This window comes from Gammaproteobacteria bacterium CG11_big_fil_rev_8_21_14_0_20_46_22, from assembly GCA_002796245.1.
GTDB lineage: Bacteria > Pseudomonadota > Gammaproteobacteria > UBA12402 > UBA12402 > 1-14-0-20-46-22.
This window is the reverse complement of record PCWT01000030.1, coordinates 24,731-37,154: the sequence shown is the minus strand read 5'-3', so window position 1 is coordinate 37,154 and position 12,424 is coordinate 24,731. Positions and strand designations below refer to the sequence as shown.

General features: G+C 49.4%; 9 protein-coding genes. 2 read left to right on the top strand and 7 right to left on the bottom strand.

The genetic code is table 11. The features are described from left to right. Window positions 1-156 precede the first annotated feature (156 nt). From rho to COV52_03685, 4 genes are all read right to left on the bottom strand, one after another. Window positions 157-1,413 (bottom strand): transcription termination factor Rho, encoded by a 1,257-nt coding sequence (gene rho / locus COV52_03700; GenBank protein ID PIR11510.1) that lies wholly within the window; start codon window positions 1,411-1,413, stop codon window positions 157-159. Window positions 1,414-1,570: 157 nt separating this feature from the next. Further along, window positions 1,571-1,894 (bottom strand): thiol reductase thioredoxin, encoded by a 324-nt coding sequence (locus tag COV52_03695; protein PIR11509.1) that lies wholly within the window; start codon window positions 1,892-1,894, stop codon window positions 1,571-1,573. Window positions 1,895-1,941: 47 nt separating this feature from the next. Beyond that, window positions 1,942-3,147 (bottom strand): hypothetical protein, encoded by a 1,206-nt coding sequence (locus tag COV52_03690; protein ID PIR11508.1) that lies wholly within the window; start codon window positions 3,145-3,147, stop codon window positions 1,942-1,944. A gap of 205 nt (window positions 3,148-3,352) precedes the next feature. Beyond that, window positions 3,353-4,663, bottom strand: coding sequence for a Xaa-Pro aminopeptidase (locus COV52_03685; protein ID PIR11507.1), 1,311 nt, complete (start codon window positions 4,661-4,663; stop codon window positions 3,353-3,355). Window positions 4,664-4,803: 140 nt separating this feature from the next. Here COV52_03685 and COV52_03680 point away from each other — a divergent pair, with 140 nt between their 5' ends. Continuing rightward, a complete protein-coding gene (locus COV52_03680; protein ID PIR11506.1) occupies window positions 4,804-6,414 on the top strand; it encodes an FMN-binding glutamate synthase family protein in 1,611 nt (536 codons plus the stop codon). On the opposite strand, the gene COV52_03675 is transcribed toward COV52_03680, so the two are convergent. The 3 genes from COV52_03675 to COV52_03665 all read right to left on the bottom strand — a co-directional run bounded on the left by COV52_03675 (window position 6,415) and on the right by COV52_03665 (window position 9,838). After that, window positions 6,415-7,359: a hypothetical protein gene (locus COV52_03675; GenBank protein ID PIR11505.1), complete on the bottom strand. Its 945-nt coding sequence runs from the start codon at window positions 7,357-7,359 to the stop codon at window positions 6,415-6,417. A 104-nt stretch (window positions 7,360-7,463) separates the two neighbouring features. After that, window positions 7,464-8,978 (bottom strand): hypothetical protein, encoded by a 1,515-nt coding sequence (locus tag COV52_03670; GenBank protein PIR11504.1) that lies wholly within the window; start codon window positions 8,976-8,978, stop codon window positions 7,464-7,466. 254 nt (window positions 8,979-9,232) lie between these two features. After that, window positions 9,233-9,838, bottom strand: coding sequence for a YihA family ribosome biogenesis GTP-binding protein (locus tag COV52_03665; protein ID PIR11503.1), 606 nt, complete (start codon window positions 9,836-9,838; stop codon window positions 9,233-9,235). 322 nt (window positions 9,839-10,160) lie between these two features. Between COV52_03665 and COV52_03660 the strand changes: the two genes are divergently transcribed. Continuing rightward, entirely contained in the window at window positions 10,161-12,344 is a 2,184-nt protein-coding gene (locus COV52_03660) for a DNA helicase II (protein ID PIR11511.1), read from the top strand. Window positions 12,345-12,424: the final 80 nt, after the last annotated feature.

The following is a 12,424-nucleotide window of genomic DNA, read 5'->3' as shown; positions in this document are numbered from 1 at the left end:
CCCGAAAGGGTGACGCCGAGACCAGCTAAGGTCAAGAAGGGTGAGTCCATTTCATTGGATTGAACGCCGAAGGCGTGATAATCCGGGAGAATTTAAACCCGGGTTATCAATGCTTCGCATTTCAACCCAGGCTACACCTTCAGACGATGGCAGGTATTATTTCCTCATCGAATCAAAAAATTCATCGTTTGTTTTGGTCGCTTTCAAACGATCGATCAAGAATTCCATCGCAGCGATTTCATCCATCGGGTGAAGAATCTTACGAAGAATCCACATTTTTTGAAGCTCATCGGCTTTCGTGAGCAACTCTTCACGACGCGTACCTGAACGATTGATATTGATCGCAGGGTACACACGTTTTTCAGCAATACGGCGATCCAAATGAAGCTCCATATTACCCGTACCTTTAAATTCTTCGAAGATCACCTCGTCCATTTTCGAACCGGTGTCGATCAAAGCTGTAGCCAAAATCGTCAAGCTGCCGCCTTCTTCGATGTTACGTGCAGCGCCAAAGAAACGCTTAGGACGTTGCAATGCGTTCGCATCCACACCACCCGTTAAAACCTTACCTGAAGCCGGCACAGCCGTATTGTATGCGCGCGCTAAACGGGTGATGGAATCTAAAAGAATGATCACATCACGTTTGTGCTCGACCAAGCGCTTGGCTTTTTCAATCACCATTTCAGCCACTTGGATATGGCGTGTGGCCGGCTCGTCAAAGGTTGACGCGACCACTTCGCCGCGCACGGTGCGCTCCATTTCCGTCACCTCTTCTGGGCGCTCGTCGATCAACAGTACGATCAAGTCCGCATCCGGGTTATTGGCTTCAATCGCGTGTGCGATGTTTTGTAGCATCATGGTTTTACCGGCTTTCGGTGGTGATACGATCAAACCACGCTGGCCTTTACCAAAGGGTGCGACCAAATCGATCACACGAGAGGTAATGTCTTCCGTGCTACCGTTACCGCGCTGCATGAACAAGCGCTCTTTCGGGAAAATCGGCGTTAAGTTTTCAAATAATACTTTGCTTTTCGCGTTTTCCGGCTTTTCAAAGTTGATTTCACCGACTTTCAACAACGCAAAATAACGCTCGCCTTCTTTAGGCGGGCGAATTTTACCGGATACCGTGTCACCGGTGCGCAAACCAAAACGTCGGATTTGGCTGGGTGAAACATAAATATCGGCAGGGCCTGCCATGTATGAACCCGTGGAGGAACGCAAAAAGCCAAAACCGTCTTGCAAAATCTCTAAGACACCATCGCCAAAAATGTCTTCGCCCGAATCTGCATGCGCTTTTAAAATCGCGAAGATAATGTCTTGCTTGCGCGCACGACCCATGTTTTCTAGGCCTTTCTCATTGGCAATTTCCATCAATTGATCGGCGGTTTTGAGCTTTAACTCTGTGAGATTCATAATGATTTTGTCTCTTATTGGATAAGTTATTAGGATTAAAGGTTGAGCAACAGCGGGCTCGCTGCTGAACGTCAATGTACCACAAGCCAGAAGAAAAGCCAGTGTTTTTCGATAAAAAAACGGGGCCCCAGGCCCCGTTGTGATCGCAAGTGAGCGTTTACAGCTGCTCGTCGATCCACTCAGTCAGCTGCGCTTTAGACAAAGCGCCGACTTTCGTGGCTTTGGCTTCGCCGTCTTTGAAAAGAATCATGGTGGGGATACCGCGCACACCAAACTTGGCCGGTGTTTCGCTATTGTCATCCACATTGATTTTGTAAATCGTAAGCTTGCCGGCGTATTCACCCGCCACTTGCTCAAGCACTGGCGTTAGCATACGGCAAGGGCCGCACCATTCTGCCCAAAAGTCCACCAACACAGGACCGTCGGCATTCAACACCTCGGCGTCAAATTGTGCATCCGTCATCGCTTTTAAATCGCTCATGGTTTTATCCTCTTTATGCGTTAATGCGCAGAGCCCATCTTACTCACCTAAGGCTTGTGACGCAACACCTTGGCCAAGTAGCCTTGCAAGCCCAAGCCTGTGGTTTCAAACTTTTTTTGCAAAAAAGGCAGATACGAGACAGCCAACAGGCCAGCGTGTCGCACGAGGCCTGGGGAGTGGTGAAAGCGCTTGACGATAGATTCAGTCATATCGATCACCGGTGCTTGAATGGTCGCCGCCAAACGGCTGTAGTCATCGCTTAAGGTTTGGCTGCATAAGGGCTCGCCTTGCTTGCGGCTTGAGTGGATCAAATCCAACAAAAGCGCCGCCTCACGCAGGCTTAAATTTAAGCCCTGCGCAGCCGCGGGGTGGAAAAAATGTGCAGAAGCGCCCAATAAAATTAACCCGGGGCGGGCCTGCTCTTTGGCCACAATACTTTTGAGCGGAAAGCATAAGCTTGCGGTTTTAGAGAGCATTTCACCCAAGCGATAGCCGGATAAACGCTGCACTTCGCGCAAAAACTCGGCGTCACTCAAGGCTTGCCAGTGTTCAATACGCTCGTTTGAAGCGGTAATAATTAAAGCGATCTCGTTACCACGTTGCGGCATGAGCGCCAGCGTGCCTTTTTCACTAAAGCGCTCATACGCCACGTTGTGATGATCACCACTAATCGTAATGCGCGTCACCAAAGCTTGCTCGTGATAATCTTTTTCGTCCACGCCAATGTGTGATAAAGCGCGCAAAGGTGAGCTCACACCATCGGCCGCAATCACCAGCGCAGCGTTTAAGGTTTGATCGCCATTGTCAGTGTGCAAGGTTAAAACATGACCCGTCTCATTCGGTGCGATTGCTGTCACCGTGGCCGGGCGAAACACGGTGGCATTTAATGTTGCCAACGCCGCTGAAACCACCGCCCACACATCCGCTTCATTGATCACGTAGCCCAAGGCGTCAAGCCCAGCGTCTTTGGCCTGCATGCGCACCGCGCCAAAGCGGCCGGCTTCTGACACGTGCACGGTGTTAATCGCCACCGCTTTTTCACGCAAAGCCTCCCACAAGCCCAAGTGTTTTAATAAGGTGACACTGGTATCCGATAGCGCTAAAGCTTTACCGGGTTTATCCGCAGGCCAAGGTTTGGCCGCTTTGGCATCGATGAGTGCAAACGGGATATTGTGTTGATCGAGCAATAAGGCGAACAGCGCGCCGGTTAAACCCGCGCCGACGATAGTGATGTCGTAATAGGTGTTGCTCATTGACAACCTTTAGAAGTGGATTCGCAGTTAGCACGCCTAGCCAGTGTGTTAGGTGTTGCCTTTCGAGGACGCTGTAAATACATCCCTGTACGCTCTGGGCTCGGCTTCCTGCCTCGCACAGCCTCGAAACACAACACCTAAAACACCTTTGGCTAGGCGCTTAAAAAAACGTCATGATGCCGCTCTAGTGAACGCATCAAAGCAATCAGCCTTGCATAATCGCTTCGATTTCTTCCACCGTTTTTGGCGCGCCGTGTGAAAACACATCGTAACCTTTATCCGTGATTAAGATATCGTCTTCAATACGCACGCCCATATTCCACCAGCGCTTGTGCACAGAGTCATCGCCTTGGCGGAAATACAAACCAGGTTCGATCGTGGTCATCATACCGGCTTGCAAATTGCGCCATTGACCATCGACTTTATAGTAACCCACATCATGCACATCCATACCTAACCAGTGACCGATTCTGTGCATATAGTACGGCGCATAGGCTTGCTGTTCGAACAAGGTTTTCGGGCAGCCTTTTAAGATTTTCAGATCCACCAAACCTTCGGTGATCGCCAACGCCGCCGCATCGCTCATCACATTCCACGGCTGGCCGGCTTTGATCGCTTCGATAGATTTCAGCTGAGCGTTTAACACAACTTGGTATAAATCACGCTGTTCTGAGCTGAATTTACCGTTGATGGGGAAGGTACGCGTAATGTCGGCACAGTAATGGTGGTAACGCGCGCCAGCATCCACCAGCAACATCTCGCCATCATTTAACACCGAATCATTTTTTTCGTAATGCAGTACGCAAGCATTTTTACCGCCGCCAACGATAGAGCCATAGGCTTCGCCTTGACAACCGTGACGTAAAAACTCATACACCAACTCTGCCGCTAACTCGTATTCATTCTTACCGGCTTGGCAAGCTTTCATCACACGCACGTGCGCCGCAGCAGAAATTTCCGCCGCTTTTCTAAGAATCGCAAGCTCAGCGTCAGATTTAACCAAGCGCATTTCAAATACCATCGATTCAACATTGATGATTTGCACGGGCACTTTCACGCCACCACGCACACGTGTGCGCACATCATTCAAGGCTTGGCGGATCGTTTGATCAAAACCTTCGTAACGCCCCAAGGTGTAGTACAAAGCACTTTTATCTTTTAGATAATGCGGCAACTTTTCAGTTAGCTCAGCAATGGGATGCGCCTCGTCTGCTAAATAGTGCGAACAGGCGCCTTCTTGGCCGACACGGTCACCCACCCAAATTTCAGCTTCTTTGTCTTTGATGCGGTTGAACAACACATAGCGACAACCCTCATCATCTTTCACCAAAACAGCGACAGCCTGTGTTTCAGGAAAGCCCGTCAAATACAAAAAATCATTGTCTTGCGAAAAAGCCACCGCGTGATCAAGCGTTAACGGGTATTCCGGTGCGGCAGGGAAAACGGCGACCGTATTGGGTTCCATTTGGTCAAAAAGTCGTTGGCGTCGTGCCTGGTGCTCTTGTTGAGTGATCATAGGAAGCTTCCATCCTTATTTCTATAAGCGGGGTATTCTACGGGTTTTTAAGTCGACTTACAAAGTTTTAGGATCGGTTTGCGTGAGCGTTTATTCCTTGCCATAATCAGGGCCTGTTATTAGTATCAAGGATGTCAATCATGGGTGCCTTTTTTCTTCGCAACGGTGTGTTTATTATCGTCACATTGGGCTTAGCCGCCACCATTGCCCTGTCGTTTTTCTGGCTATGGACTTTGTATTTTTTAATACTCTTCGCGCCCTTGTTTCTGGTCGGTGTCTACGATTTATTCCAAACCCAGCGCAATGTCTTGCGTGTATACCCGATTTGGGCTCACTGGCGCTATATTTTGACCAGCATCCGCCCCATGATTCAGCAATACTTTATCGCCAGCAACACCAGCGAACGCCCATTTAGCCGTGAACAACGCGAGCTGGTCTATGAGCGCGCCACCAAAACCTTGGACACCCTGCCCTTTGGTACACAACATGACGTGGATGCCGTCGGTTATGAGTGGATGGCGCACTCCTTAGCACCCAAAGTGGTTGATAAAGCCTTTTCGCGCATCAGTATTGGTGGCCCGGACTGTAAAAAACCGTACTCCGCTTCACGCTTAAATATCTCAGCCATGAGTTACGGCGCCTTGAGCCGCACCGCTGTGCGCGCACTCAACCTGGGTGCGAAGCTGGGTAATTTTTACCACAACACCGGCGAGGGTGGCTTATCGCGTTATCATTTAATGGAAGGCGGCGATATTGTGTTTCAAATTGGCACGGCCTACTTTGGCTGCCGTACCCCTGAAGGTGGATTTGACGCTGAAAAATTTAAAGAAAAAGCGAACCTTGATGTCGTAAAAATGGTTGAAATTAAACTGTCGCAAGGCGCTAAGCCTTCTCACGGTGGCTTATTGCCCGCAGCCAAAATCACCAAAGAAATTTCAGAGATTCGTAATGTGCCCATGGGCCAAGATTGCCTATCGCCCGCGGCACACAGCACCTTTAGTACACCCGAGGGCTTGCTAAAATGGCTACAACAACTGCGTGAAATGTGTGGCGGCAAACCCGTGGGCTTCAAGTTGTGTATTGGCTCACCGTCTGAGTTTATGGGCATTTGTAAAGCGATGCTTTCGACCGGTATTTTACCTGACTTTATCACGGTTGACGGTGCCGAAGGTGGTACCGGTGCAGCACCGGTGGAGTTCACCAACCGCTTGGGTACACCGCTAAACGAAGGCATTATTTTTGTGAACAATTGCCTTGAAGGCATTGGTGTGCGCGACAAAGTTCGCGTAATCGCCAGCGGTAAAATCATTTCAGGTTTTGACATGGCGTCGAAAATCGCCCTGGGTGCCGATGTGTGCAACTCTGCGCGCGGCATGATGTTAGCACTGGGTTGTTTACAATCGCGTCGTTGCAATAAAAATGATTGCCCAACCGGTATCACCTCACAAGACCCGGTGCATTACCGTGCGATCAGTATTAGCACTAAAGGTCCGCATGTGAGAAATTTCCATGACGCCACACTCGAAAGTTTCTTAGAAGTGATCGGTGCCTGCGGCGTAGAAAACCCCTCACAGCTTAAGCCGCACCACATTTATCGCCGTGTGGCCGACGCCAAAGCCTTGCACTACAACGAAGCCTACGAACAATTGCGCGAAAACCAATTGGTGGATGGCAGCGATGATTTACCGAAGTTTTATAAAGAATGCTGGAGCTACGCGCGCGCCGATGCGTTTGTGTACTGCGGTTATTAATTAAAGCGACAAAGGCCGCGAAGTTGACTGCATCGCCGGGTTAGCCGGCGGTGATGTGCAAGGTGCACAAAGGGAGCTAGGCGGCGGCGACGAAGGATCTGTTGGCTGTGCTGGTGGTCCGTTGGGATTTACAGCCGGATTGTTTGGCGGCACATTATTGGGATTTGTTGCAGGGTTTTGTGACGAATGAGCATTTTGAAAACTCGCTGGGTTTACCGGCCCAGGAAAATTGGGCGGCACAGGAACCTGGGGTTTTGAAGGCGTAGATGCCGCTTGTGATGCACTACTGCTTTGAGAAGCAGGCGCCACTTCTGCCGTACTACTTTCAGCAGGCGCGGGTGACGCTTGTACCGCGGCTTGTTGAGCCCGCGCCACATCATCACTCACCGATTTCGGTGACATATTAATCAACTTGCCTAAATCTTGCTGAGACGCGGAGTCGGCGGCAGTTGTGCTCAAAGCTTGTTTTACCGACTGACTGGTGAGTGTCACGCTCGCATTATTACCCTTCCCATTAACGGCAGTTTGTATGCCATAGGCTTTTAACGCCGTTTTTGCGGCTTGAGTGAGCGGTGTGGAGACCGCAGGCCCCTTGCTCTGACTTTGAGACAAATGATTAATCACCCAGGCCACACTGCGCGCCTGCGAAGCAGAATTAGCGCCATGCAAACAAACCCCTTTGACACCTTGGCGCTTAGCCGCTTTAAACATCGCACTTAAATCTTTAGAAGACGTATGTTTTCCCACATGAATCACAACACGCTCAGCATGCGTAGCTTTTAAGGCATTCAAGCCTTTTGCATTGGCAGGTACGACCGGCGCCTTATTGTAACCCCAGCAAGACAAATCAAGCCCATGGCCTATGGGCGCCAAAGCATGAGCAAAGCCATGGCAAAAAAAGCCCGATATGACAAAAGAAAAAAGAAGATAACGGTGAGTGTTCATACCCAAGGCATCCTTGCTAGCCTATAGAAGCTCATAGTATAGCCGTTTTAGGCGCTTGGGGCAAAAAGCGCGCGAAACCGCGCGCTTTTTTCAACACCCCTGCCTTAATTATCTTCCGACTTCGCGCTATCGCTTAAGGTATTCACTGAGGTTTCAAGGCTGCGCAGCCTATAGATAGTTTGCCCGTCCGTCACATCTCCGGCTTTCAACTGCGAGTCTTTGCTAAAGTCTTCAGCGGTCGCGATTCTAGCTTGAAAATATGGATCACGAGAAGAGGCGCGCATATTAGCTATTGACGAGTTCTCGTGTAGTATTTTGTTCGCAATATAACGATCAGCAGGACAAGTTCTTTCAGTTGCGCAATAAAATGGACTCTCTATATAGTGAAGATATTGTTTCCAAGTATCTGCTGTACTAATGTGTTTACCTGGATGCTTTTTAGCAATCTCATGCAGCACACTCGAGTACTTTGCCGCAGACTTACGAATAAACACAACGTCCCCGCGGGGCTTGACACTATTGGCAGCTGCTGTCATGACACCACCAGCAGAAGCATTTGAAAGCCCTACCGGCAAGCCAACTGCCACGCTCACCAATCGACCCGTGCCATTATCAAAGTAGTCCTTCAATTGACTGGCTTGGCGCGGTGTTGCTGGATTGACAGCTAGGTGTTGAAGCTTGGTGGCTTTCTTTAACGTAGCCAGCTGCTGACCAAATTGTGAATCACTCAAAGCAACCGTGTTGCGGTAAGCCAATAGATTAGACGATGCTTTCTCAGCCAAATCTAAAGCCCCATACCATGACCTACTTGCAAAAGCGTTTCGCTCAGAAAAACCAATCGAGATAATCACCCCAGAGCCAAGTGTAGCCACTGCACTATTAATATTTTCTGCGCTTAAGCCTCGGCTCTCAAATTGCAGGCCCACATTGACCTTTTGATGTTTAACAGAGCTAAGCACATCTTGAACCAAACGGTGATCAGAGGAATCAAGCGTCAAGTTTTCCACAAAGTTTTCGGTGTTACCGTTAAGCTTTTTATCCGCCATTTTTTGGGTATCGATCACCTCCCTCGCTAAGCTTGAAGGTGATTTGCCGAACCTAGAAGCCAGTCGAGCAATCGCTTTAATACTCACGTGCGCAGCTGACAACTCGCGAAGTACATTCTTAGAATCAAAGGAGATAGTTCGGTAACCTGCAGAGTTAACATGAATGGTGCCAGCAATACCGTACGCAGGCAAAACATCTTGTGATAACCGAGTAAATGGAAACGTGGATGCCACAGTGATCGTTCCCTGAGCAACACCTGAAACATAACTATCAAAAACTGCCGCACGAACAGAAGGGCTTTGTGAATCAAGATAAACACGCTCAATGTTATGGTTGCCTTTGATGATGGCCCAAACATCGTTCAAAGAATTCACATCATAATGGATGGGCAAATTTATTTTAACGGCACTAGCGGTTGTCTTTTTCAAAGATTGAAAGCCAGACAGGGCATTAGCTTGAACAAACACTGGAAAATAACTTGTCTCAGCGGCCAACGCAGAAGCGCCCATGCTCAAACACGACACGGTAAACAAACCTAACACTAAAGGTTTTAAAGGGCTGAGGGATTTCATACTGTAACATCCTTATTTAGATTAGAAATCACACTATAAACTTAAAGAGCAAATGAGTTCAACTTTTCTTCGGTCTTGCAACAACAGCTGCCGTCTTACAGGCCACAAACCCGGGTTATCTTCGCTACGCTCATCAACCCATATACAGGCTACATTTTATGGCCAACGTCAATTGCAAGCGAACGCCAGTGAGCGCGGCAATCTGGCTCATTAACCTGGAGATTGCCGCGTCGCTTCGCGCCTCGCAAAGACGGTTACCCCCCAAGACGGTTACTACACATCCACGATGACAATACCTGCTCGCACTCATCAAGCCCGGTTTTTTTCAAGGAAGAAAACAATTGCACACTGATCAACTCAGATGGCAAGGCACGCTTTACCTCATCCAAGGTTTTTTTGGCCGCGCCGTATTTTAATTTGTCGGATTTGGTCAGCAAAATATGCAGCGGTAAACTGCAAGATTTAGCCCAAGCGATCACTTGCTCATCAAACGGTTTTAGTGGGTGGCGAATGTCCATGAGCAGCACCAAGCCCACCAAGGACTCGCGCTTGCGAAAATAGGCATCGATCAAGGCTTGCCACTTTTGCTTTTGAGCCTCGGGCACTTTAGCATAGCCATAACCCGGCAAGTCCACTAAACGTCGATCATTATCAATCTCGAAAAAATTAATCAGCTGTGTACGCCCCGGCGTTTTACTGGTGCGTGCCAAACTTTTTTGCTGCGTGAGCGTATTCAATGCACTGGATTTTCCGGCATTCGAGCGACCCGCAAACGCAATTTCCGCCCCGGTATCGGGTGGCAGCTGCTTAACACTGGCCACACTCAATAAAAAATGGGCTTTTTGAAAGGCGATGCGCATGGTAGGACCTGCTTTATTTTTCGCTAGTGTAGGCGTTTTCCGTGCTAACATCAAACGATGATAGGCGGCGGCGAATAGCCGAGAGACTTAAAACGGCAAAAAGGGCCAAGACCGCACAGCACATCAAATAGCCCGCCGGCGCACTGGCGCTACCCGTGTATTTAACCAAGGCGCTGGAAACCAAGGGCGATGTGCCGCCATAAGCACCAAGGCCGTTTTTTGCTTGCTGATACTCACCGCTTCACCCATGCGCGAACGATACGCTAAAAAATCCAGCTTGCCCAGGGACACGCCTATGAAGCCATGCTACAATCGCCGCACTATGGAAGACATCTCCCACATACTCAACGACCTTAACGACGCGCAGCGCCAAGCTGTGAGCGCACCGTTGTCGAACTTATTGGTTCTTGCCGGCGCCGGCAGCGGAAAAACCCGTGTTTTGGTTCACCGAATTGCCTGGCTAATCGCAGCCGAAGGTTTGTCGCCGTTTAATATTTTAGCCGTCACCTTTACCAATAAAGCGGCGCGCGAGATGAATGAACGTATAGAAAGCATGCTCGGCCTTTCTAGCAACGCGATGTGGGTGGGCACGTTTCACGGGCTAGCGCATCGTTTATTGCGTGCACATTACCAAGAAGCCGGCTTAAGCCAGAATTTTCAAATTTTAGACAGCGACGATCAATACCGCATGATACGCCGCCTCATGCGCGAGCATGATATCGACGAAAACCAATGGCCTCCGAAGCAAGTGCAGTGGTTTATCAACCAGAAAAAAGACGATGGCCTACGTGCCGGCGACATCAAGGCCTTCGATTATTTCGAAAAAAACATGCTGAAGATGTACGCGCTCTATGAAGAGGCCTGCTTTCAACAGCACCTCGTCGATTTTGCCGAGCTGTTGCTGCGCACCTTTGAACTGATGCGCGACAATTTGTCGGTGCTCGATCATTATCAGAAACGTTTTCGTTATTGGCTGGTGGATGAGTTTCAAGACACTAACCGCTTGCAATATGCTTGGCTAAAATTGTTATGCCACAGTGGCAATAAAATCATGGTCGTCGGCGATGATGACCAGTCAATCTACAGCTGGCGTGGCGCACAAGTTGAAAACATTCGCCGCTTCGAAGAAGATTTCAAACCCGTCACCCACATTCGTTTGGAGCAAAATTACCGCTCCACCGGCACCATCTTAAACGCCGCCAACACCCTCATTGAAAATAACAATGATCGAATGGGTAAAACCCTGTGGACTGAAAGCAGCGAGGGTGAGCCGATTTCCATTTATGCCGCGTTTAATGACTTGGATGAGGCACGTTTTATCGTCGATAAGATCAAGCAATGGCAACACAGCGGCAGGCTGCTTAGAGAGGCCGCCGTGCTGTACCGCTCCAATGCGCAGTCTCGTATTCTCGAAGAAGCTTTTTTGCAAGCGGGTGTACCGTATCGCATCCACGGCGGCCTGCGCTTCTATGAACGGGCAGAAATTAAAGATGCGCTGGCGTATCTGCGACTGCTTGAAAACACGAATAACGATAGTGCGTTTGAGCGCATCATCAATGTGCCCGTTCGCGGCATTGGTAATCGCAGCGTAGCCACCATCCGTGAAATTGCCCGCGAATCCGGCTTATCGCTCTGGCAAGCCGCTTTAAAAATCATGGATGAAAGCTTGCTGCCGAGCCGAGCGGTGTCGGCCATTTCAGCTTTTATTGAGTTGATCCAAGAACTGCAAGTGCAAATTGCTGATTTAAAATTACCCGATAAAATTAAACAAGTGTTGCATCTTAGCACCCTGCTCGATCACTACCGCAAAGAACGCGGTGAAAAGGCGCGAGCCAAAGTAGAAAACTTAGAAGAGCTTAGCAGTGCCGCCGCACAGTTTATTGAAGAACTGCGTGAAGATGTGGACGGCGATCCGCTCACACAGTTCCTTGCACACACGGCATTGGAAGCAGGTGAAGGCCAGGCAGATAAGTTTACCGACTGCGCCCAACTCATGACGATGCACTCAGCTAAAGGTTTAGAATTTCCACTCGTGTTTATCGCAGGCTTAGAAGAAGGTTTATTCCCTCACCAAATGTCTTTGGAAGATCAAAAGGGCTGCCTGGAAGAACGCCGGCTGTGTTATGTGGGCATGACTCGCGCCATGGAAAAATTAATCTTAAGCTATGCCGAAGTGCGCGCACTCTACGGCCGGGAAACCTATCAAGCGCCCTCTCGCTTCTTGCATGAAATTCCGCGTGAATGTGTGGAAGAAATTCGCCCCCGCGCGAAAGTCACGATCCCGCAAAGCCGGGGTTTTCACAAGCCTAAACCCGTCTCGAAATTTAAAGACTACGATGCCGCAGGTTTTCGACCCGGGCAATTAGTGGCGCATGCGAAATTCGGCCAAGGTATTGTACTGGCCGTGGAAGGTGAAGGCGACGGCGCACGCGTGCAGGTCAACTTCAAAAAAGCCGGCAGCAAGTGGTTGCTGCAATCGTTTGCCAAGCTTGAGACGATTGCTTAGGTATCGCAAACAGCCCCTATCCTTGTCTAAAAGGATAAAATCCCGAAATCTATCCCTGTAGACAAGGATATATCTTTAAA